This is a genomic window from Amycolatopsis sp. NPDC033938, from assembly GCF_055575975.1.
The window spans coordinates 56,461-77,693 of record NZ_JBVIRO010000020.1 but is presented as its reverse complement, the minus strand read 5'-3'; the positions used below and the strand labels follow the sequence as shown (position 1 = coordinate 77,693).

19 protein-coding genes and 1 tRNA gene are annotated in these 21,233 nt (G+C 67.8%); 8 read left to right on the top strand and 12 right to left on the bottom strand.

Annotation, left to right across the window (positions count from 1 at the left end):
• Positions 1-47 precede the first annotated feature (47 nt).
• Positions 48-365, bottom strand: coding sequence for a WhiB family transcriptional regulator (locus ACZ5ZX_RS34645; RefSeq protein ID WP_061985701.1), 318 nt, complete (start codon positions 363-365; stop codon positions 48-50).
• A gap of 349 nt (positions 366-714) precedes the next feature.
• Between ACZ5ZX_RS34645 and ACZ5ZX_RS34640 the strand changes: the two genes are divergently transcribed.
• The 3 genes from ACZ5ZX_RS34640 to ACZ5ZX_RS34630 all read left to right on the top strand — a co-directional run bounded on the left by ACZ5ZX_RS34640 (position 715) and on the right by ACZ5ZX_RS34630 (position 4,380).
• Positions 715-2,883 carry a transglycosylase domain-containing protein gene (locus tag ACZ5ZX_RS34640; protein ID WP_465506202.1) on the top strand — a complete coding sequence of 723 codons (2,169 nt, stop codon included), beginning with the start codon at positions 715-717 and terminating at the stop codon, positions 2,881-2,883.
• A gap of 468 nt (positions 2,884-3,351) precedes the next feature.
• On the top strand, positions 3,352-4,278 hold the full coding sequence (locus ACZ5ZX_RS34635; RefSeq protein WP_465506282.1) for a metallophosphoesterase: 927 nt from the start codon (positions 3,352-3,354) through the stop codon (positions 4,276-4,278).
• Between the two features lie 28 nt (positions 4,279-4,306).
• Positions 4,307-4,380 (top strand) — tRNA-Pro (locus ACZ5ZX_RS34630).
• Between the two features lie 494 nt (positions 4,381-4,874).
• On the opposite strand, the gene ACZ5ZX_RS34625 is transcribed toward ACZ5ZX_RS34630, so the two are convergent.
• Complete coding sequence (locus ACZ5ZX_RS34625) at positions 4,875-5,576, bottom strand: class I SAM-dependent methyltransferase (RefSeq protein WP_465506201.1); 702 nt, start codon at positions 5,574-5,576, stop codon at positions 4,875-4,877.
• A gap of 39 nt (positions 5,577-5,615) precedes the next feature.
• Here ACZ5ZX_RS34625 and ACZ5ZX_RS34620 point away from each other — a divergent pair, with 39 nt between their 5' ends.
• The gene (locus tag ACZ5ZX_RS34620; protein WP_465506200.1) at positions 5,616-7,460 is read left to right on the top strand and encodes a S9 family peptidase; all 1,845 of its coding nucleotides are present in this window, start codon (positions 5,616-5,618) and stop codon (positions 7,458-7,460) included.
• Positions 7,461-7,542: 82 nt separating this feature from the next.
• Here ACZ5ZX_RS34620 and ACZ5ZX_RS34615 read toward each other — a convergent pair whose 3' ends face one another.
• The 6 genes from ACZ5ZX_RS34615 to ACZ5ZX_RS34590 form a co-directional block, all read right to left on the bottom strand.
• Positions 7,543-7,728 carry a 2-hydroxymuconate tautomerase gene (locus ACZ5ZX_RS34615; RefSeq protein WP_181775136.1) on the bottom strand — a complete coding sequence of 62 codons (186 nt, stop codon included), beginning with the start codon at positions 7,726-7,728 and terminating at the stop codon, positions 7,543-7,545.
• 9 nt (positions 7,729-7,737) lie between these two features.
• Positions 7,738-8,364: a TIGR03085 family metal-binding protein gene (locus ACZ5ZX_RS34610; RefSeq protein WP_465506199.1), complete on the bottom strand. Its 627-nt coding sequence runs from the start codon at positions 8,362-8,364 to the stop codon at positions 7,738-7,740.
• A 62-nt stretch (positions 8,365-8,426) separates the two neighbouring features.
• Positions 8,427-9,800: a glutamate decarboxylase gene (locus ACZ5ZX_RS34605; protein WP_465506198.1), complete on the bottom strand. Its 1,374-nt coding sequence runs from the start codon at positions 9,798-9,800 to the stop codon at positions 8,427-8,429.
• Positions 9,801-9,922: 122 nt separating this feature from the next.
• Positions 9,923-10,399: a Dps family protein gene (locus ACZ5ZX_RS34600; RefSeq protein ID WP_465506197.1), complete on the bottom strand. Its 477-nt coding sequence runs from the start codon at positions 10,397-10,399 to the stop codon at positions 9,923-9,925.
• Between the two features lie 54 nt (positions 10,400-10,453).
• Positions 10,454-10,876 carry an organic hydroperoxide resistance protein gene (locus ACZ5ZX_RS34595; RefSeq protein WP_465506196.1) on the bottom strand — a complete coding sequence of 141 codons (423 nt, stop codon included), beginning with the start codon at positions 10,874-10,876 and terminating at the stop codon, positions 10,454-10,456.
• A gap of 138 nt (positions 10,877-11,014) precedes the next feature.
• Complete coding sequence (locus ACZ5ZX_RS34590) at positions 11,015-11,590, bottom strand: NADPH-dependent FMN reductase (RefSeq protein WP_465506195.1); 576 nt, start codon at positions 11,588-11,590, stop codon at positions 11,015-11,017.
• A gap of 148 nt (positions 11,591-11,738) precedes the next feature.
• Between ACZ5ZX_RS34590 and ACZ5ZX_RS34585 the strand changes: the two genes are divergently transcribed.
• Positions 11,739-12,785, top strand: a complete 1,047-nt coding sequence (locus ACZ5ZX_RS34585) for an alpha/beta hydrolase (protein ID WP_465506194.1) — start codon at positions 11,739-11,741, stop codon at positions 12,783-12,785.
• Positions 12,786-12,880: 95 nt separating this feature from the next.
• On the opposite strand, the gene ACZ5ZX_RS34580 is transcribed toward ACZ5ZX_RS34585, so the two are convergent.
• Positions 12,881-13,411 (bottom strand): hypothetical protein, encoded by a 531-nt coding sequence (locus ACZ5ZX_RS34580; RefSeq protein ID WP_465506193.1) that lies wholly within the window; start codon positions 13,409-13,411, stop codon positions 12,881-12,883.
• Positions 13,412-13,866: 455 nt separating this feature from the next.
• The gene (locus ACZ5ZX_RS34575) at positions 13,867-15,309 is read right to left on the bottom strand and encodes a catalase (RefSeq protein WP_465506192.1); all 1,443 of its coding nucleotides are present in this window, start codon (positions 15,307-15,309) and stop codon (positions 13,867-13,869) included.
• Positions 15,310-15,502: 193 nt separating this feature from the next.
• Between ACZ5ZX_RS34575 and ACZ5ZX_RS34570 the strand changes: the two genes are divergently transcribed.
• Positions 15,503-16,645: an MFS transporter gene (locus ACZ5ZX_RS34570; RefSeq protein WP_465506281.1), complete on the top strand. Its 1,143-nt coding sequence runs from the start codon at positions 15,503-15,505 to the stop codon at positions 16,643-16,645.
• Positions 16,646-16,716: 71 nt separating this feature from the next.
• Here the strand turns inward: ACZ5ZX_RS34570 and ACZ5ZX_RS34565 are convergent, their stop codons facing one another.
• Both ACZ5ZX_RS34565 and ACZ5ZX_RS34560 read right to left on the bottom strand, forming a co-directional pair.
• A complete protein-coding gene (locus ACZ5ZX_RS34565) occupies positions 16,717-17,088 on the bottom strand; it encodes a hypothetical protein (protein WP_465506191.1) in 372 nt (123 codons plus the stop codon).
• A 61-nt stretch (positions 17,089-17,149) separates the two neighbouring features.
• A complete protein-coding gene (locus tag ACZ5ZX_RS34560; protein WP_465506190.1) occupies positions 17,150-18,340 on the bottom strand; it encodes an RtcB family protein in 1,191 nt (396 codons plus the stop codon).
• A gap of 241 nt (positions 18,341-18,581) precedes the next feature.
• Between ACZ5ZX_RS34560 and ACZ5ZX_RS34555 the strand changes: the two genes are divergently transcribed.
• Positions 18,582-20,081, top strand: a complete 1,500-nt coding sequence (locus tag ACZ5ZX_RS34555) for a M48 family metallopeptidase (protein ID WP_465506189.1) — start codon at positions 18,582-18,584, stop codon at positions 20,079-20,081.
• Positions 20,082-20,093: 12 nt separating this feature from the next.
• Positions 20,094-21,200 (top strand): DUF4034 domain-containing protein, encoded by a 1,107-nt coding sequence (locus ACZ5ZX_RS34550; RefSeq protein WP_465506188.1) that lies wholly within the window; start codon positions 20,094-20,096, stop codon positions 21,198-21,200.
• Positions 21,201-21,233 lie beyond the last annotated feature (33 nt).

Here is a 21,233-nt window from a genome sequence, read left to right as displayed (position 1 = left end):
TCTTCCCTACCTTGGACTCAGGGAAGGGGCCCTTCACGGAGTCATGATCACGAGACTCGGACGCGTACATCTTCCTCTTCGTCGATGCCGGCGAACCTGCGTTTCGCTTCTTCCAGCAGATCCGCCCAGCTGGTCACGTCCGGCCGCCGCCGCAGCAGCGCCCGCCGTTCCCGTTCGGTCATACCTCCCCAGATACCGAAGTTGATCCGGCCATCGAGCGCTTCGGCGAGACATTCCGTCCTGACCGGGCAACCGAGGCATACCGCCTTGGCCCGGTTCTGTTCCGCTCCCCGGACGAACAAACCGTCCGGATCGGTGTCGCGGCACGACGCATTGACCCGCCAGCTCGACTGGTTGGTTTCCATACCCCCAGCTCCCTACCCTGGTGTTCGACACACCACGGGGGGACGAAAAGCCTGCGCTCCTGCCCCCATGAGCGTGTCTCCCTTGTGCTCACGTCGGTTCCCCCGGCACCTCCCCGGTGCCGGTGCCTCCGTTCGGCCGAATGCGACTGCCGCTCGCACTCACCCGTCTGTCGGCTTTTTCATACGTGAGACGTTGACGGACTGTAAGGGCCCTCGGTTCCCTCCGCCAAGCCCTAGAATGCCTCCAATTACCAGACGTCACCTCATGGGGTCGATTTCGTAACCGGATTCGCACGCACAGCGAGGTGACGTCACGGTGGGCTAACGGGATCCGCGTACCCTGGTCCGCGTGCGCAAAACAGACGGTCTGCTGAAGCTCATTGGCCTGTGTGTGCTCGCGGGGGTGCTGGTCGCGGGGATGTTGTTCCCGGTGGCGGGCGCCGCGGGTGTTCTCTCCAACCAGGCGAGCGAGACCGTCGACAAGACATCTTCGGACCTCGCGGACATTCCGCCGCCGCTGGTGACCACCATCACGGACAACACCGGCAAGCAGATCGCGACGCTGTACAAGCAGTACCGCATCCCGACGAACGAGACCCAGATCAACGACGCCATGAAGTGGGCGCTGATCTCGGTCGAGGACAAGCGCTTCTACGAGCACAACGGGGTGGACTGGAAGGGCACGCTGCGCGCCGCGGTCAGCAACACCACCGGCGGTGACACGCAGGGCGCGTCGACGCTGACCCAGCAGTACGTCAAGAACTATCTGATCAACGTCGTCTACCGCGACGACAAGCCGGGGCAGAAGCGCGCACAGGAACAGTCGGTCGCCCGGAAGCTCAAGGAAGCCCGCATCGCGATCCAGCTGGAAACCAAGCTGAACAAGATGCAGATCCTGACCGGCTACCTGAACGTCGTCGAGTTCTCGCGCGAGATCTACGGCGTCGGCGCGGCCGCGAGCGCGTACTTCGACACGCCCGTCGAGAAGCTCACGGTGCCCCAGGCGGCGCTGCTGGCCGGTCTGGTGAACAACCCGATCGTCAACGACCCGTGGAAGAACCCGGCGAAGGCGACCGAGCGCCGCAACCTGGTGCTGGACCGCATGGTCGACAACCAGAAACTCGCGAAGGCGGACGCGGAACGCTTCAAGGCCGAACCGCTCGGCGTCGTCGAAGGCGGCCCGAAGAAACCCGCGGCGAACTGCACCGGCGCCGGCACGGAGAACGGTTTCTTCTGCCAGTACGTCGAGGACTACCTCCTCAAGTCGGGGATGACGCTGGACGACCTCTACACCGGCGGCTACCAGATCAAGACCACTTTGGACGAACGGGCGAACCACGAAGCCAAGATGTCGGCCGAAGCACAGGTCAAGAAGACGCAGGACAATGTCGCGAACACGCTTTCCCTGGTGAAGCCGGGGAAGAACCGGCACGAAGTCGTGGCGCTGGCGGCGAACCGGGACTACGGCCTTCACGAAGACCAAGGACAGACGACGTTCGCGTTGCCTTCCGGCGTCTACAACACCGGCGGTGCGGGCTCGGCGTACAAGGTCTTCACCGCCGCCGCGGCGTTGGAAGCGGGCGTGGCCGGGATCAACAGTCCCCTGCCGGTGCCCGACTTCTACACCTCCAGCGTGTTCGCCGGTGGTGGCCCCAAATGTGGCCCGACCGGGCCACCCTTGCGGTCCCGCTGGTATTGCCTCGGCAACGCGGGTGACTACAACCCCGCCGGTGGGGTGATGTCGATGCAGCAGGCGCTGGCGACGTCGCCGAACACCGCGTTCGTGGCCCTCGAAGAGAAGGTCGGGAGCACCGGGCCGATCGTGGAGATGGCGCGCAAGCTCGGCATGCGCGACACCATGGCCAGCAACCTCGGCGGTGGCACCGTCGACCCGAAGTCCGACAACCCCGGCGTCAACGCCAGCCAGCTGCAGGCCTTCGGCCCCAGGCCCGGCTGGCCGGGGAACGCGTCGTTCACTCTCGGCCCGGCCCCGCTGAGCGGCCTGGAGCTGGCGAACGTCGGCGCCACGATCATGAGCGGCGGCGTCTGGTGCCCGCCGACCCCGCTGGCCGGGGTCACCGACCGGGACGGAAAGCCGGTGCCCGTCAAGGAAGCCGCCTGCGAGCAGGTGGTCCCCGAGGGTCTCGCCAACACCCTCGCGGTGGGCCTGAGCAAGGACAGTTCCCCCGGTGGCACTTCGTTCGGCGCCGCTAACGGCGTCCGGTGGAACCGGCCGGTGATGGGCAAGACCGGGACCACCCAGAGCAATGGCTCGGGAACCTACCTCGGGGCCACCCCGCAGCTCGCGGGCGCGGCGATGGTGTTCCGTCCGAAGGGCGGAACCGGCGGTCTCTGCTACCTCGGCCCCGGTAACGTCACCACCCGCGGCTGCGAAAACATGTTCGGCGGGAAGACGCCGGCGCAGACCTGGTTCGGGGCGATGTCGAAGATCCTCGAAGGCCAGGAACCGCTGCCGCTGCCGCCGCCGGACCCGAAGTACATGGGTGGCGGACGCTGACGGACCTGACGACCGGGGGGGTGTCGACCAGGCTCATCGCTCTACCCGCCCACTTGCTGGTATCCGCCGCTTTGGTGACGGTGCTAGGGGTGGCGTCGGTCAAGGCACGGGGAACCCGGCATCGTCGGACTATGGTTGACGGTCTTCGGGCAGCCATGGGGCACACCGCCGAGAAATGATCAGCGATGGAACACTTGATTCACCAGCAGAAATGACTTTAAGTCATGAGATTCTAACTTTAAGTGAGCACCCGGCGGCCTAACGGGGAACAGCGGTCGACGGAATCATGTCGATTGATCACCACACCCCGCGCCGACCACGCAAAGTGAAGAAAAGAGGCCATTCCAGCGATTTCCGGACATCGCCGGAATGGGGGCGAACGATCACCCTCGATGAGCACGTAAACTGGACATTGTGAGCACGCTCAGTAACAACAACACTTCGAGGGCGACGGTACGGCGCTTGGCCGTGGGAACCGTCGCCCTGGGAGCCGCGACCCTCGGTTACGCGGTCGGCATCGAAAGGCGCCGGTGGACGCTTCGCACGGCGGAGCTCCCGGTCCTCGCGGCAGGGGCGAAGCCCTTCACGATCCTCCACATCTCGGACCTGCACATGCTCCCCGGCCACGTGAGCAAGCAACGCTGGGTAGCCGCGCTCGACGAACTCGAACCGGATCTCGTCGTCAACACCGGTGACAATTTGTCACATCAGCACGCGGTCCCGTCCGTCCTGCGCGCACTCGGCCCCCTGCTGAACAGGCCCGGCGTGTTCATCTTCGGCAGCAACGACTACTACGCGCCGAAACCGAAGAACCCCGCGCGCTACCTCATGCCGAAGGGCAAGAAGAAGCGGATCCACGGCGAGCACCTGCCCTGGCGCGACCTCCGCGCGGCCTTCATCGAGCACGGCTGGAACGACCTCACCCACGTACGCCGCACCATCGAGGTCGCCGACCAGTACGTGTTCACCGCCGGCGTCGACGACGCACACCTCCGCCGCGACCGCTACGCCGACATCGCGGGCCCGGTGGACACCGCGGCCGCCGTCCGCATCGGCGTCACACACTCCCCGGAACCCCGCGTCCTCGACGAGTTCGCGGGCGACGGCTACGACCTCGTCCTCGCCGGGCACACCCACGGCGGACAGCTCCGGATCCCCGGCTACGGCGCACTCGTCACCAACTGCGAACTCGACCGCAGCCGCGCCCGCGGCGCCTCCCGCTGGGGCGCCCAGATGTGGCTCCACGTCTCCGCCGGTTTGGGCACCTCGCCCTACGCCCCGGCCCGCTTCGCGTGCCCTCCCGAGGCAAGCCTGCTGACCCTCGTCCCACGGGGCACGACCAGCGACAATCACCGGAAGACAGCCCCCCGCAAAGCCCGAAACACCGTCCGCTAAACTTCTCCTCGACCCGCTAAGAAGTATCCGGGGTGTGGCGCAGCTTGGTAGCGTGCCTCGTTCGGGTCGAGGAGGTCGTGGGTTCGAATCCCGCCACCCCGACGTTAGGTCCGTGGGGCCGGTGTGTTGGCAGAAAGCGCCAATCACACCGGCCCTAACGGCGTTTTTTGGGGTGCAACCCCCAAGCCCCGCCCGGGAGGGCTTCGCCCCCCGGACCCCCCAAAGCGAGTGGGTCACCTTGGTGAGTGGGGCTTCCGTGGGTGCGCCTTGGGTTGGTCGTGACTGGCGTTTCGGGTTCTAGCCAAGGGTGTTTTAGGTACCTACGGCGGGCGAGCCCGGTAGCGGCCAGGCCGTGAAGGACTCCTTGAGGGACTCAGAGTCCCTCAAGGTTCCCCTCACCCGCCATGGACGGCCGTCACGAGCCTCAGCGGCACCACCAGTCACACCGACTGCGCGTGAAGGCCCCCTTCCCTCGGCTCAGCCGAGGGAAGGGGGCCTTCACGCGCTCCCCAGTAGCCAGCAAGTCCGCAGGACACCAGTAGGTACCTGAAAGAGCGTTCGCTCTAACCCGAAACGCCACTCACGACCGCTTGTGGTCAGCGGGTGGCGAGGAGTTCGGTCCAGCATTGCGCGAAGTCGCCATCGCCGGAGCGTGCCCAGGACCACGCCGAGCGGGCAGCCGAAGCAAGTTGGTCGCGATCCGGGGTCGTCGCGGTTTCCAGGGCCGTCACCAGCCGCGCCTCGACGTAGGTCGCCAGCGACCGGTATGTCGCGTCCGTGCGGTAGCGGGTTTTCGTTCGCACGTCATGGAAACCGGCGGCCGTGACCGCGGCGGGGATCGAGCGCCCGGCGAACGGGTCACCACCCGCACGACGGCACAACAGATAGTGCCCGCGCAGCGCCGCGTCGACATTCGCCGTCTTCGGCCGCAGACGCGCCCGGCTCCAGTCCGATGTGGACAGTGCGAGCGTTCCGCCGGGTTTGAGCACCCGGCGGATCTCCGCGAGCGCGACATCAGGTTCCTTCAGCTGCTCGAAGACGGCGTGCGCGAAGAGCACATCCACCGAAGCTTCGGCGAACGGCAACGCGCGTGCGTCCGCGACCAGAAAGTCCACTGTGGACTTTCTGTGTCCGCCATCGATACCGAGGGTGATCGAACCCTGGCCGCAGCCGACGTCGACGAGCCCCATCCCGGGCCCGAACAGCGGTTGCGCGAACACGGCCCGTTCGACCGCTTGGCGCGCAGACCGCGCGGACACCGCATCGCGCGCGGCGCCCGGCGCGTTTCCCTCCAGCACCCCGCACACAGTACGGCTCCGGGGTGGCAGGATCGAGGGGTGAGCACGCAGCCAGGCAACAAATATCCGTCCGCGGCGGTCCCGGACCGCTTGTTCGACGACGCCGAAGCCGAGGCCAGGTGGCGGGCCCGCTTCCACGCACCGCGGATCTCGGTTCCCGAATGGGCCATCGACGCACCGGACGCTAACGTCTACGTCTCCAACGCCAGCGGCGTCTGGGAGGTCTACTCCTGGGACCGGTCGACAGGCGAACACCGCCGCGTCACGGACCGCCCCAACGGCACCATGCACGCGACCCCGTCCCCCGACGGCCGCTGGATCTGGTGGTTCAACGACACCGACGGCGACGAATTCGGTTCCTGGGTCCGCGAACCGTTCACACCCGGGTCCGCCGCCGAGCGCGCGGTGCCGGACGTCCACGACGGCTACCCCGCCGGGCTCGAGATCGGCACCCGCGTGGTCGCAGTCGGTGTTTCGACCGACGACGGCAGCGAGCTCTTCGCCCACATCGACGGCGAGACCACCCGCTTCTACCGTCATGACGACGACGCCGGGATCGCGTCGCTGTCCCGTGACGAGTCCCTGCTCGCGATCTCGCATTCCGAGCATGGTGATTCCCGACACCCCGCACTGCGCGTGCTGTCGACCGACGGCTTCACCACGGTCGCCGACAAGTGGGACGGTGAGGGCAAGGGCCTCGGCGCGCTCGAGTTCTCGCCGGTCGCCGGCGACCAACGGCTGCTGGTGCTGCACGAGCGGCGCGGCCGCGAGGAGCTGCTGATCTGGGACACCGCCGCGGACACCGAGCGGGAGATCGAACTCGACCTGCCCGGTGAAGTGGTCGCGGGCTGGTACCCGGACGCGCGGGCGCTGCTGGTCGTGCACTTCCACCAGGGCCGCAGTTCCCTTCACCGATACGATCTCGAGAGCGGCGAATTGTCCTCTTTGGACACTCCGCCGGGCCGGATCGGCGGCGCCGGGGTGCGACCGGACGGGACCGTCGAGTACTCGTGGTCCAGTGCCGCACAGCCGACGGCGGTGCGCGCGCGGACCGCGGACGGCGCCGACTCTGTGCTCCTCGAACCGCCAGGTGAGCGGGCTCCGGAATCCGCGCCGGTCACCGACGCGTTCGTCGACGGGGTCGGCGGGCAGATCCACGCGCTGGTGTCCCGTCCGATCGACGCGCCCGAAGGCCCGCTGCCGACGGTCTTCTCCTTGCACGGCGGGCCGCATGCAGCCGACGAGGACCGGTTCTCCGCCTATCGCGCCGTCTGGCTGGACGCCGGATTCGCCGTCGTCGAAGTCAACTATCGCGGCTCGACCGGTTACGGCTCGGCCTGGCGCGACGCCATCGAAGGCCGCCCAGGCCTGACCGAACTCGAGGACGTCGCCGCCGTGCACGACTGGGCGGTCCAAAGTGGACTTTCCGATCCGGGGAAGTGCGTGGTGAACGGCGCTTCGTGGGGCGGCTACCTGTCCCTGCTGGCGCTGGGCACCCAGCCGGGCCGGTGGGCGGCGGGGATCGCCGGGGTTCCGGTCGCGGACTACGTCGCCGCGTACGAGGACGAGATGGAGCAGCTCCGCTCGTTCGACAGGGCGCTGTTCGGCGGCTCGCCGGAGACGGTGCCGGCGGTGTACCGGGAATGCTCGCCGATCACCTACGTCGAGGCCGTGACGGCACCGGTGCTGGTGCTCGCCGGGGACAACGACCCGCGATGCCCGATCCGGCAGGTCGAGAACTATCTCGACAGGCTCGCGAAGCGGGAGATCCCGTTCGAGTTCTACCGGTTCGACGCGGGACACGGTTCGCTGGTGATCGCGGAGACGATCAAGCAGACGGCGATCGAGGTGTTCTTCGCGCTGCGGGCCGTCGGGCTCCGCTGACATGTTATGAACGGGACTTTCATTGCAAATTTTGCAATGAAAGTCCCGTTCATAACATCCAAGGTGGTGCGAGGAGGGACGGTCAGCGCTCGGAGAAGAGAGTCCCGCCCGCGGCCCAGTGCTCGGCGGGGATCTCGTTGATCGTCACCCAGACGCCCTCGGCGTTGCCGCCGCAGGTGCGGACGAACGCGTCGGTCACCTCGCGGACGAGGGCCTGCTTCTGCTCGGCCGTGCGGCCGGGGAACATCGAGACACTGATCATCGGCATGGCCGAACTCTAGAGGCCGCGGTCGTGCTTCCGAAGCCTGTCCACCGCGTAGGCGTCACCTTCGAAGGTGATCCGGACGGCGTCGCGGCCGAAGACGAACAGCAGCAGCTCGATCGGCGCGCCGATCACGGTCACCGTGTCCGGGCCTTCCTTCACCCGCGCCTCGCGGCCTTCGGGGGTCTTCAGGATCACGCCGACCGGTGATTTCCGCAGGTTCAGCTTCGACGCCTGCTTCGCCGACTTCCACGCCGCCGCGTCACGGGCGGGGTCCGCCGGACGCGGCTCCCAGCCAGGCTGACCTCGGCGGACGTCCTCGTGGTGCACCAGGAATTCCGCGCTGTTCGTCAGTTCGTCCAGCGCGCCGATCGACGTCGGCCAGTACCAGGCGGGACCGGAGCGGACCTTGCCGACGACCTCGGACCACGGTCGCGCGGCATAGGAGTCCTGCACCCGCTGCGTGTAGGAGGCGAGCGCGGGCACCAGGATCCCGGGCGCCGCGTCCGGGCGCCGCTCACGCACCAGCAGGTGCGCCGCGAGATCCCGCGTCTTCCAGCCCGCGCACAGGGTCGGCGCGTCCGGGCCGACCTCTTCGAAAAGCTCGCTCAACGCACGACGTTCGTCTCCGGCGACTCCCATAGCCCCCGACGTTACGCGCCGGTAGGGCTCGAGGAAATCCGGCGTGACGCAGGGCACCCGGCTCAGTGATGGAACGCGGTACGCCGTCGCGGACGATGATCGAGCTCGGGCAGCAGTCGCCGGAGATCGGCGAGCAGCAGATCCGCGAGGTCGTGCGTGAAACCGTTGCGCACCACGATCCTCAGCACCGCGAGATCGGTCCGGTGCTCCGGAAAGGTGTAGGCCGGGACGAGCCAGCCCCGCTCGCGAAGCCGCCTTGACACGTCGAAGACGTCGAAGCTGTCGACATCGGCCTTCGTCGTGAAGGCGAACACGGGCAGCTGATCACCGCGCGTCAGCAGTTCGAACGGCCCCAGTTCGGCTATCCCGTCCGCCAGCTGGGTCGCCACATCCCGCGAAGCCTGTTGCACGGCACGGAAACCTTCTCGGCCGAGCCGGACGAACGTGTAGTACTGCGCGGCCACCTCCGCGCCGGGACGCGAGAAGTTCAGCGCGAAGGTCGGCATGTCGCCACCGAGGTAGTTGACGTTGAACACCAGCTCCTCCGGCAACGCCTCCTTGTCGCGCCACACGACCCAGCCGACACCCGGGTATACCAGCCCGTACTTGTGCCCCGAGGTGTTGATCGACGCCACCCTCGGCAGCCGGAAGTCCCAGACCAGCTCCGGATCGAGGAACGGCGCGATCATCGCCCCCGAGGCGCCGTCGACGTGCACGGGTATGTCCCAGCCGGACCGTTCCTGAAGCCCGTCGAGCGCCGCGGCGATCTCGGCGACCGGCTCGTAACTGCCGTCGAAAGTGGACCCGAGGATCGCGACGACGCCGATCGTGTTCTCGTCGCAGCGGGCGATCGCCTCGTCGGCGGTGAGGTGGAAACGGTCGCCGTCCATCGGCACCAGCCGCGGCTCGACCTCCCAGTATTCGCAGAACTTCTCCCAGCAGACCTGGACGTTCGCGCCCATCACCAGATTCGGTTTCCCGCCGCGTCCCAGCTTCGACCAGCGGCGTTTCAACGCCATCCCGGCGAGCATGCAGGCCTCGGAGGAGCCGGTGGTGGAGCAACCCATGATCGCGAGGGGATCGGGCGCGTGCCACAGATCGGCGAGGATGTTCACGCAGCGGCGTTCGAGTTCCGCGGTCTGCGGATACTCGTCCTTGTCGATCATGTTCTTGTCGACGCATTCGGCCATCAGCTCGCGGGCCTGTGGCTCCATCCACGTGGTGACGAACGTGGCGAGGTTGAGCCGGGCGTTGCCGTCGAGCATGAGTTCGTCGCGAACCAGCTGGAGCGCGGTGTCGGGCGGCAGCGGTTCTTCGGCGAGACTGTCGTGCGGGAGGCGGATGCTCGCGGCGAGCGCGGGATACGCGCCGGCGTGCAGCGGGTTGGCCCCGCCCTTGCGGTCCGGATCGGTCGGTTTCCCCTTGTGCAGCACCATGGGCCCGAAGGTAGCCCTGGCCGTCCTCGGCGGCACCTCACCTACCCCGGACGTGCGAGGAAAGGTCCTTTCCTCGCAAATTTTGCAAGGAAAGGACCTTTCATTGCACGCGGAGGGGAGGGTCAGGCCTGCTGGGCCTGCCACATCCAGTGCGCCTTCTCGAGCTCCTGGGTGATCTCGATCAGGAGGTCCTGGGTGACCAGGTCACTCTTGTCGGTCTCGTCGATACGCTTGCGCAGGCGCTCGATCAGCGTCGCGAGGATGTCGACGATCGCGGCGACCGTGGACTCGACGGACTGCCAGTTGTCGGGATAGGACGGTAGCCCGGAGCTCTCTACGACGGCCTTCGCCTGCCCGTTCGGCGAGATGCCGATGGCGTTGGCGCGTTCGGCGACCTCGTCGACGTACTGGCGCGCGGTGGCGACCAGCTCGTCGAGCTGCAGGTGCGCGCTGCGGAAGTTCGCGCCGACGACGTTCCAGTGGGCCTGCTTCGCGATCAGCGACAGATCCACCAGATCGACCAGCGTGGCCTGCAAGGCGTTACCGGTGATCTCCTTGTCGGCTTCGCTCAGCGGACTCTGGATCGGGGATTTGCCCATCTTCGGTCTTCCTTTCAGAAATTGCCGGTACGAGTGGACCTGTCGCGAGCGGGATCAGACCGTCGCGGACAGCGCGACCTCGATGTTCCCGCGGGTCGCGTTCGAGTAGGGGCACACCTGGTGCGCCTGCTCGACGAGCTGATCGGCCTGCGCCTGCTCCAGGCCGGGCAGCGAAACGTTGAGCGCCACACCGAGGCCGAAACCCTCGCCCTGCTTGAGCACGCTGACCTCGGCGGTGACGGTCGAGCCGTCCAGCTTCACCTTCGCCTGGCGTGCGACGAGCTGCAGCGCGGAGTGGAAGCAGGCGGAGTAGCCGGCGGCGAAGAGCTGCTCGGGGTTGGTCTTGTCCCCGCCCGGTCCGCCCATCTCCTTCGGGATCGCCAACGACTCGTCGATGACGCCGTCAGAGGACGTGACCTCACCGTTGCGGCCGTCGCCGCGAGCGGTGGCCACAGCGGTGTACAGAGCCTCAGTCATTCTTCGCCTACCTCCTGGTCTCAAGACACGCCCCGTTGAGCGTCTCTTCGGTGCCAACGTCCCGCAACCGCGAAACCTTGCCACCCCATGGCAGGCATCACGTCCGGGAATTACCCGGACGGCCGGCGGAGCAAACGACTAGTGACGGGCGCGACTCAACGCGAACTCGGCGACCTGGCTGCCGATCAGGCGGAGGGTGCGGACGGTCTTCTCGTCGGAAGCGCCGCCCGCCTCGTCGAACTTGGTCTCCGCGGTGTTGATCGAACCACCCAATGGGGTGGCCCAGCCGCGCAGCGCGTGCGTGATCGTGCGGAGCTGTTCCAGCGTGGTGACCGCGGCCTGCCAGCCGAACGCGACGGCGGCGAGGCCGACCGCGCGGCCGTCGAGGTACGGGCGGGCGTCGTCGCGCAGGTCTTCGACGTAGTCCAAGGCGTTCTTGACCAGGCCGGACAACGCGCCGTGGTAGCCGGGTGAGACGACGATGAGGCCGTCGGCGCGGCGGATCGCCTCGACCAGCCGCACCGCCTGGTCGTGCCGCTCTTCCATCGCGGTGTCGTAGAACGGCAGCACCAGGTCCGGTCCGGCGATCAGCTCGGTGGTGACCCCGGCCTCGGCCGCACCGTCCAGTGCGATGCGCAGCGCACGCTCGGACTGCGATCCCTCCCGCAGGGAGCCGCCGATACCGAGCACATGAACCGAGTTCGTCGAAGTCACGCTTTCGAGGCTAACCCCTCTACTTAACTGGAGGACCAGGATCTGGAACGGAGGCCTGCGTCACACCCGTTCGCCGGAAAAGCTCACCGTCCCGCTGGACGGTCTACCTACTCGTAAGTAACCTGGCGGGAAGCCCTCAGGAGGAAGTATGGCGATACCGCTCCAGATCCGTGCCGAGGCCGCGTTCTCGCAGCTGGCGTTCTGGCTCCCGAAGCCGGTCAGAAGGGCCATCGCCGGGCCTCCCCTCCGCCTCGACGGCCAGGAGCTCGCTCTAGACGCCCAACTCCTGCTTCGCCTGCAGAAGCTGGCGAAGGCGTCACTGGTGCGGGACACCGTCGAGGAGTCGCGCAGTCTCCTGCTGGCGAGCAGGCATCTGGTCAGCGGCAAGACCATCGAACCGGTCGCCACGAGGGAACTCCAGATCCCGACAGGTGACGGCGACGTGCCCGCCACGCTCTACACCCCGGCCGGACTGCCCGATCCGTCCGGGCTGCTGGTGTTCTTCCACGGCGGCGGCTGGGTGGTCGGCAGCCGCGTCTCCCACGACAACACCGTCCGCTACCTGGCGAAGCAGGCCGGCGTGCGGGTTCTTTCGGTGGAATACCGGCTCGCGCCGGAGACGCAGTTCCCCGGCGCCACCGAGGACGCGATCGCGGCTTTCGAGTACGCCTACGCGAAGGCGCGGGACCTCGGCGCCGACCCGGCCCGTATCGCCGTCGGCGGCGACAGCGCGGGCGGGAACCTCGCGGCGGTGACCGCTCAACAGGCGGTGAAACGCGGCGGCGGCGTCCCGGCGTTCCAGCTGCTGTTCTATCCGGCGACCGATTTCACCGTGCGCCGCCGGTCCCGGGAATTGTTCGCGGAGGATCTGTTCCTCACCGACACGGACATGAGCTGGTTCGAAGGACATTACGTGCCGAAGGGCACCGATCTGTACAACCCGAAACTGTCCCCGCTGCACGGCGACGTTTCCGGTTTGCCGCCCGCGTATATCGCGACGGCCGGATTCGATCCGCTGCGCGACGAGGGCGAGGCTTACGCGGAAAAATTGCGGAAGGCCGGGGTTCCGGTGGCGCTCAGCCGCCAGCCGGATCTGATCCACGGGTACATCAACTTCATCGGCGTCGGTCAGCGGTTCCGTGAGGCCACCGCCGAAGCGGCGGGCGCCCTGCGGCTCGGTCTCGCGCCGAAGTGAACGGCCAGAGCCCGAGTGAGGAGAAATGTCCCCACTCGGGCTCCGGCCCCATATCGTGGTCCGCCGCCCTGCACAGCGGAACCAGACGACTCCCGCTAGGGCGTGGGCAGCGGTACCGGCGGCACCGGCAGCGGCGGGACAGGGAGTCCGCCGAGCAGACCGGCGAGAATACCGGTCACCGCTGTGAGCAGGGCTTTCACCAGGTCACTGACGATCTTCAGCGGTCCGGGCAGGTCCGGAAGCGAAGGGATCGGCACCGGCAGTGGCGGCAGCTGGCGCGCCTTGGCCGTCGGGTCCGCCAGCAGCCTGCTGGACTCGTCGGAGCGGCCCTTCGCCAGGTCGCCGAGCTTCTGGGTCTCGGTCTGGATCTGATAGCGCTTGCCGGCGGCGATATCCGCCAGCACCGGGCTCAGCTTGTCCAAGTCCGCCCGGGTCTTGCCGACGTCACCGGCGTAGGCCACCTTCGTGAGGCCGTCTCGCATCTGCAACACCTGCGCAGCGAGCGCCTGCGTGTTCGACGAGCCCTTCCCACCCTCGGTGCTAGCCGTTGCGGCGCCGGCTGAGGCCACCGCCAACAGACTGCCTGCGGCGACCGCGGCAATCGTCCGGGCAATGTTGCCTTTCATTCCCTTACCTCCTGGCCTCTGGGACCTAACGAGGTAAATCGATACCCGCCGTATCGGCCGAACACCACCCGATCACCGGTTTGAACCGTTTTCTAACCCTTACGTGCCGGATTCAATATGGGGGAAGACTCCCGCAATTGATTAACGTCGAAATCTTGTGCTTCCCCCTGAAGATCATCTTTTTCGATCAGGTTTATGACCACCTGTGACCGATCCACACGGTAGAACGGTTCGTTCACCCACAGCGGTGTAAACGGTGATCGTTTGGCTTCATCACTCTGTTGGACAGGCGTGTCGCACTGGTCCACTCGTGTTGTCCCCCACGCACGCCTCGCCACCTGTATGGCGCAACTCGTTTCACATGCAAGTGGGGAGATGGAACGCACCCGGTGCGCGAGGATGACGCGCACCGGGTGGGTTCCGGTGGTGGGAGCAGCCTCTCGAAAGAGGTCTTCTTACTCGCGGAAAGCGTCCGCGACCTTGTCGCCGAGGTCCTTGTCGACGTTCCGCCAATACTCGAAGACGCGCTCGAGCACCGGCCGCGAAACGTCGTTCGAGGCGTGGCCGATGATGTTGCTCGCGAGCCGCGCACGCTGCTCGTCGTCCATCACCTCGCGCACGAGCGTGCCAGGCTGGCCGAAGTCGTCGTCCTCCGCGTGGAGCTTGTACGCCGACCGGATGACCTCGTCCTCGACGCCGTAGCTCGACGCGGTCTCAGAGGCGATCTCCGCGTTCGCGTGCGGGCCACCGTAGGAGTTCGGCGCGTACACCGGGTCGCCCGGGTTGTGGTAGCGCATCGCGCCATCGCGCGAGTAGCTGTTCACCGGGGACTTCGGCGCGTTGACCGGCAGCTGGGTGTAGTTCGCACCGATCCGGTAGCGGTGGGCGTCCGGGTACGCGAACAGGCGGCCCTGCAGCATCTTGTCCGGCGAGGGGCCGATACCCGGCACCAGGTTGGACGGCTCGAACGCGGCCTGCTCGATCTCCGCGAAGTAGTTCGCCGGATTGCGGTCGAGCACGTAGCGGCCGACCTTGATCAGCGGGTAGTCGCCCTTCGGCCACACCTTGGTCAGGTCGAACGGGTTGAAGCGGTAGTCCGCGGCTTCGGCGTAGGGCATCACCTGGACGTACAGCGTCCAGCTGGGGTGGTTGCCCTGCTTGATGTTTTTGAACAGGTCGCGGATGTAGAAGTCCGAGTCCTCGCCCGCGATGCGGTCCGCGTCGGCCTGCGAGAGGTAACCGATGCCCTGGTCGGTCTTGAAGTGGTACTTGACCCAGAACCTCTCGCCGCCCGCGTTCTCCCACAGATAGGTGTGCGAGCCGAAGCCGTCCATCTCACGCCAGTTCGACGGGATACCGCGGTCGCCCATCAGCCAGGTGACCTGGTGCGCCGATTCGGGGCGCAGGGTCCAGAAGTCCCACTGGATGTCGTGGTCGCGCAGGTGGTTGTCGGCGCGGCGCTTCTGCGAGTGGATGAAGTCGGGGAACTTGATCGGGTCGCGGATGAAGAACACCGGGGTGTTGTTGCCGACGAGGTCGTAGTTGCCCTCGGAGGTGTAGAACTTGACCGCGAAGCCGCGCGGGTCGCGCCAGGTGTCGGGCGAACCGTTCTCCCCGGCGACCGACGAGAAGCGGATCAGGCTCTCGGTGCGCACACCCGGCTGGAAGAGCGCGGCCTTCGTGAACTGGCTGACGTCTTCGGTGACCTCGAGGAACCCGTGGGCGCCGCCACCTTTGGCGTGCACCACGCGCTCGGGCACGCGCTCACGGTTGAACTGGGCGTTCTTCTCGATGAGGTAGTGGTCCTGGAGCAGGATCGGGCCGTTGGCGCCCAGCGTCAGCGAGTCGTTGTCACTCGCGACGGGGATGCCCACGTTGTTCGTGGTCGGCAAGGTCACGCCGGTGCCTCCTGTTTCGTGGTGGTCCCGCCACCCTCCCGCGTTTTCTGGAATGAGTCAAGAAATCACCCCGGACCGGGTGAGGGGCGCGGCGAAATAAAGTTGCACGTGCGTACCAAGTTACGTTCTCATCGGACGTATGGCTCTCGCTCCGTACCGTCGCGTGTTGGCCGTGCCCGGGGTTCCCAGCTCGATGATGCTGATGTTCCTGGCGCGGCTCCCGATGACCGCGATGGGCGTGACGATGACGCTGTACGTGGTCAACGACCTCGGCCGCGGTTACGGCGCGGCCGGGCTGATCGGCGCAGCCACCACGCTCGGCAGCGCGTTCGGCGCACCGCTCGTCGGCCGGTACGTCGACCGCTACGGGCTGCGGCCGGTGGTCGCGATCTGCGGGCTGGCGTCGTCGGCGTTCTGGATCGGTGCGCCGCATCTGCCGTATCCGGTGCTGCTGGTGGTCGCACTCCCCGCGGGGGTGCTGTCGGTGCCCGCCGGGACGCTGGCGCGGCTGGTGCTGACCGCGCTCGTGCCGCTGGAGCAGCGCCGGGCGGCGTACTCACTGGACACGATCTTCGTGGAGGCGTCGTTCATGATCGGGCCGTCGGCCGGGATCATGGCGATCACGCAGCTGCCCGCGGTCTACGCGCTCACCGGCATCGGGGTCTGCTTCGCGATCTCGGCGACCCTGATCTACCTGCAGAACCCGCCGATCCGCGCCGAGGCCGACGCCGAGGTGTTCACCGGGGAGCGGCCGCCGGTGCGGAGCTGGCTCACCGGACGGCTCGTGATGGCGATGTTCATCGCCGCCGGGGCGCTGTTCTGCCTGGTCGGCATGGAACTCGCGGCGTTGGCGACACTGCGTGCGAGCGGCGACATCGCGTGGTCCGGCCTGCTGATCACGTTGATGTGCGTGGCGTCCGTCCTCGGCGGGGCGATCCACGGCGCGGTCCGGCGGTCGCTCTCGCAGGGCACGCTGATGGTGCTGCTCGCGGTGCTCACGCTGCCGGTCGGGTTGATCGCCGGGCCGTGGTGGCTGCTGGCGATCGTGCTGTTCCCGAGCAACGTGCTGTGCGCGCCGACGCTCGCGGCGAGCACGGAGACGGTCAGCGCGGCGGCGCCGGCGCGGGTGCGCGGCGAGGCGATGGGCCTGCTGGACGCGGCCAGCCGGATCGGGCTGGCGATCGGCAGCCCGATCATCGGGTTCGTGATCGACCACTCCAGCCCGGGCTGGGGTTTCGCCGCCTCGGCCGCCGGAGCACTGGCGATCGCGGCGGTCGGCCTGTTCTGGCGCCGCACCCGCACCCCCGCCAAGGTGCCCGCACTGGCTTCTTCCTGACGCGCGTGAAGGCCCCCTTTCCTCGGCTCAGCCGAGGGAAGGGGGCCTTCACGCGCGATTGCGGGGGTTGGTCAGGCGCAGACCTGGCGGAGGGCGTCGACCCGGTCGAGGTTGCGTTTGGTCCAGGCCGCGATCTTGCCCGCGTCCTGGATGTTCTCCTTCTGGACCTGCAGGTACGAGTCGGCCATGCCGGTGAGCGCGCCCGCCACGTTCTGCTCGCCGACGCTGGTCGCCAGCTCACGCAGGCGCTTTTCCTTGTCCGCGGCCCGCTCCTTGATGGTCGCCGGGTCCGGGTTGAGGTCGACGAGGCTGAGCGCCTCGGCGCACGCGCCGACCTTGGTCGCGGCCTTGTTCGTCTGATCGACCGCGTTCGTGACCTCGCTGCAGCCCGCCAGCGCCAGCCCGGCCGCGGCCAGCAGCGCGGTGATTCCCCACCTCTTCATACGTCCACAGTAGCGATTTCGTGGGCGGTATGTCGGAGTCGTCCGGCATACCGCCCACGCCTCACCCCTTGACGCAGATGACCTGCTTCAGGTGCGCGACCACCTCGACGAGGTCGGTCTGCGCCTTGATCACCGTTTCGATGTCCTTGTACGCGGCCGGGATCTCGTCCACCACGCCGGAGTCCTTCCGGCATTCCACCCCGGCGGTCTGCGCGGCGAGGTCCTCGGCGGTGAACAGCTTCTTGGCCTTGTTCCGCGACATCCGGCGGCCCGCGCCGTGCGACGCGGACTGGAAGGACGACTCGTTGCCGAGGCCACGCACGATGTACGAACCGGTGCCCATGCTGCCCGGGATGATCCCGAGGTCGCCCGAACCCGCGCGGATCGCGCCCTTGCGGGTCACCAGCAGATCGACGCCGTCGTAGGTCTCTTCGGCGACGTAGTTGTGGTGGCACGAGATCGCGTCGTCGAACGTCGTCTGCGGGACGACGTCCTTCAGCGCCTGCTTGACGAGCGCGACCATGGTCGCCCGGTTGCGCGCCGCGTAGTCCTGCGCCCAGAACAGGTCCCGCCGGTACGCCTGCATCTCCGGCGTGCCCGCGACGAACACCGCGAGGTCCGGATCCGGCAGATCCGCGTTGTGCGGCAGCTTCCGCGCGACGGCCATATGGCGTTCCGCGAGTTCCTTGCCGATGTTGCGCGAACCGGAGTGCAGCATCAGCCATACGCGGCCTTCGTCGTCGCCGCCCTGTTCGAGGCAGACCTCGATGAAGTGGTTGCCGCCACCGAGGCTCCCGATCTGGCGCGCCGCGCGGTCGTGCAGGTCCTGGACGCCGACGTGCAGGTCGCCGAAGGACTTCCAGAACGCGTCCCAGCCACCGACACCGTGCACCTTCGCCGGGTTCACCGGCGACTTGTGCAGCCCGAAACCGACCGGGACGGCCGATTCGATCCGGCGGCGGAGCTTCAGCAGGTCGTCGGGCAGATCCGCGGCGGTGAGCGAGGTCCGCACCGCGCTCATCCCGCAGCCGATGTCCACCCCGACCGCGGCCGGGGACACGGCGTCGCGCATCGCGATCACGCTGCCGACGGTCGCGCCCTTGCCGTAGTGGACGTCGGGCATGACCGCGACGCCGTGCACCCACGGCAGGTTGGCGACGTTGTGCAGCTGTCGCATGGCCTGGTCTTCGACCGAGGTGGGATCGGCCCACATCCGGATCGGAACCCGCGAGCCTTCGACCGCCGTGTACATGACTTTCCCTTCGTGGAAAACGTTTTGTCGCCTTCGAGAATGCACTGGCCGGACGAACCGGACAAGGCAATTACCGGGCTCCACAGTGGACAGTCCACACGCGACCACCGGGGAGGGGAGGTGATGTTCATCGCGAAGTCTTCGATCGTATTCGAAAAGTGATCGGCCGCCGCGGGTGCTTCGGGCACAATGAGCGCTCGGTGTCGGGGGTACACCAACTCTGGGGAAGGTCCGTTTCACGGTGAAGTCTTTTCGCGGGCTGCTCGCTGCCGTCCTGCTCGCCGGGTTTCCGCTGCTCGTACTGGCGTTCGTCGGCGGGATCGTGGCGCTCGAAGTGGTCGCGCTGCAGCACAACGTTTTCGCGGCGGTGAAGCTCGGCATCATCACGGTTCCGGCCGCGTGGATCCTGCTCAAAACCCTGCTCACGATCGAACGGACGACCGATGACGAGGTACCGGGCGTCGAGGTGACGCCGGAATCCCAGCCCGCGCTCTGGGCGCTGGTCCGGGAGCTGGCGGACGAGGCCGGCACGCGGCCGCCGGACGAGATCTACCTCGATCCGGACGTCAACGCCGCGGTGACCGAGCGGACCTCGTGGCTCGGGCTGCGGGTGCTGCGCCGCCGGATGATCATCGGTGTCCCGCTGATCATGGGCCTGCGCCAGGACCAGTTCCGCGCGGTGCTCGCGCACGAACTGGGGCACTACAGCAACAAGGACACGCGGTTCTCCGCGCTGACCTATCGCGGGCGCAAGTCGATCGCGCGGGTGGTCAACAGCCTCGGCCGCGAAGACTACTTCGAGCGCTTCATCGGCTGGATCTTCAAGCAGTACGCGAAGCTCTACTTCGCCGTCTCGATGAGCGTCTGCCGTGCGCAGGAATTCGCGGCCGACGCCGTCTCCGCGCGGCTCGCCGGTACCGAAGCGGCCGTCTCGGCACTGCGCGAGATCGAAGCGCTGGCCGTCACCTGGCAGTTCTTCATGAACAACTACGCCGCGATCGGCTGGGACGCCGGCTACCTGCCCGACCGGTTCGGCGAGGGCTACCGCGCGCTGCTCACCGACCCGACCAGGGCGGAGCAGATGGAGGAGATGCGGCGGAATCCGTCGGAGGAGAAGACCTCGCGATACGACACGCATCCGGCCACCCGCGACCGCGTCGCGACACTCGAAGCCGGCGTGCCGGTCCCGGTCCGCGCTCGTGGCGAGCGTCCGGCGACCGACCTGCTGACCGGCGCCGAGGCGATGCTCGACCAGGCGCTTTTCACCGTCTTCTCCGACGAGGCGCGCGCGAAGCGGCGGACCGACTGGCACTCCTTGGTCGCCATCGGCCGCCGTCACGCCGCCGCCGAAGCGGCCGCCGAGGTCTTGGGCGAACGGACCCTGGACATGGCGCTGGACCTGCTCGACGCGGGCAGGCACGAAGAACTCGCCGATCCCGGGGAGAAGGCGCCCGCCGGCGCCGGGCCCCGCGCGCGCCGCGAACTCGCCGCCGTCTCCGTCCGCGGGCGGCTGGAGGTCGTGGTCCGCGCTGCGCTCGCCGACGTCGGGGTCGCGCGGTGGTCACTGTCGTGGTCGGGTCCGGCGCCGTTCACCGCGGACGGGTCGATCGAAGACCTGCTGCCGTCCGCGCTCGACAAGGCCACCTCCGCCGAATCCGACACCGCGCCCTTGCGTTCGCTGCTGACGGCCGCCGGAGTGTCCGCCGGCTACCGGCCGTCCGTCACGCTTGTTCGTTCTTGAAGGAGTTCCGAAGTGCTTTGGCTGCTCAAATCCCGTGAACGCAAGGCCGTCTTCGCCCTGATGAAAGAGGCGAAGCGACGCGGCATCAGCGTCGACGAACTCACCGACGTCATGACGCCGGAAGAGCTCGCCGCGATGCTGCCGCCGTCGAAGCCCAAGTTCAAGGGCAAGATCCCGGACGTCACGCGCTGGGGTCTCCCGCCGGACAGTGAGGTGTCGACCAAGGAGTACTGGACCGACGAAGACATCATCGCCGTCCAGGAATCGACCGCGCGCGGCGATTGGGAGGACGCCGCGGCACTGCTGGCGTCGACCTGGGGGAACTGGGATCGCCGCAACCTGGTGAACGGTGCGCTCGGCGAGGCCGCCGCGAAGGACGACGAATGGCTGCGGGCGTGGCGCAAGGCGCGTCCGGGCGACCCTGGCGCGGCGCTGGTCAACGCGGAATCGCTGGTGCACGTGGCGTGGGAGGTGCGCAGCGGGCTGCAGGCGAAACACGTCACCGAGGAGCAGTTCGCCGCGTTCTTCCGGATTCTGGAGCAGGCGGAAGAGGCCGCGAACGAGGCTTCCGCGCTCGCTCCCGAGGATCCGACGCCGTGGGTGACGATGCTCGCGATCGCGATGGGGCGGCAGTACGAGAACGACCAGTACCTGCGGGTCTGGACGGAACTCGTCGCGCGCGATCCCCAGCACCGCGGGGCGCACACGCGGGCGCTGCAGTACTGGTGCCCGAAGTGGTTCGGCTCGGCCGAGCTGATGTGGGAGTTCGCCGAGACGGCCGCGGCGAAGTCGCCGAAACTGGCGCCGCTGCTGCTGATCGCCGCGCACGAATCCGAGTTCCAGGACGTGCCCGCTTGGCGTGACTCGCGCGTCACCGGCGCGCTCGACGGGATCGTCGCGTGGCTGAACGGCGAAGGGCGCGACCACCCGGCGACGCGGGGAGACCGGGCGTACGCGGCGAAGGCACTCGTCGAGAACGGCCGCTTCGACGAGGCCGTCGAGCAGTTCCGGCACTTGGGGACGCGGGCCGATGGCGGGATGTGGGCCTACAGCGGGGACGCGCGGGCCGAGTTCCTGGCGACGCGGTACGCGGCCTGCTTCGGCGCGACGAAGCCCTGACGCATTTGGACCTCTGAATGCGAGTGCGCGCGA

What these genes read in the sequence shown, in the direction of transcription:
- ACZ5ZX_RS34585 (WP_465506194.1), top strand. Translation starts at nt 11,739, where the DNA reads ATGGCGATACCGCTCCAGATCCGTGCCGAGGCCGCGTTCTCGCAGCTG.
- ACZ5ZX_RS34605 (WP_465506198.1), bottom strand. Translation starts at nt 9,800, where the DNA reads ATGGTGCTGCACAAGGGGAAACCGACCGATCCGGACCGCAAGGGCGGG.
- ACZ5ZX_RS34570 (WP_465506281.1), top strand. Translation starts at nt 15,503, where the DNA reads ATGATGCTGATGTTCCTGGCGCGGCTCCCGATGACCGCGATGGGCGTG.
- ACZ5ZX_RS34600 (WP_465506197.1), bottom strand. Translation starts at nt 10,399, where the DNA reads ATGGGCAAATCCCCGATCCAGAGTCCGCTGAGCGAAGCCGACAAGGAG.
- ACZ5ZX_RS34645 (WP_061985701.1), bottom strand. Translation starts at nt 365, where the DNA reads ATGGAAACCAACCAGTCGAGCTGGCGGGTCAATGCGTCGTGCCGCGAC.
- ACZ5ZX_RS34615 (WP_181775136.1), bottom strand. Translation starts at nt 7,728, where the DNA reads ATGCCGATGATCAGTGTCTCGATGTTCCCCGGCCGCACGGCCGAGCAG.
- ACZ5ZX_RS34610 (WP_465506199.1), bottom strand. Translation starts at nt 8,364, where the DNA reads ATGGGAGTCGCCGGAGACGAACGTCGTGCGTTGAGCGAGCTTTTCGAA.
- ACZ5ZX_RS34560 (WP_465506190.1), bottom strand. Translation starts at nt 18,340, where the DNA reads ATGTACACGGCGGTCGAAGGCTCGCGGGTTCCGATCCGGATGTGGGCC.
- ACZ5ZX_RS34580 (WP_465506193.1), bottom strand. Translation starts at nt 13,411, where the DNA reads ATGAAAGGCAACATTGCCCGGACGATTGCCGCGGTCGCCGCAGGCAGT.
- ACZ5ZX_RS34595 (WP_465506196.1), bottom strand. Translation starts at nt 10,876, where the DNA reads ATGACTGAGGCTCTGTACACCGCTGTGGCCACCGCTCGCGGCGACGGC.
- ACZ5ZX_RS34565 (WP_465506191.1), bottom strand. Translation starts at nt 17,088, where the DNA reads ATGAAGAGGTGGGGAATCACCGCGCTGCTGGCCGCGGCCGGGCTGGCG.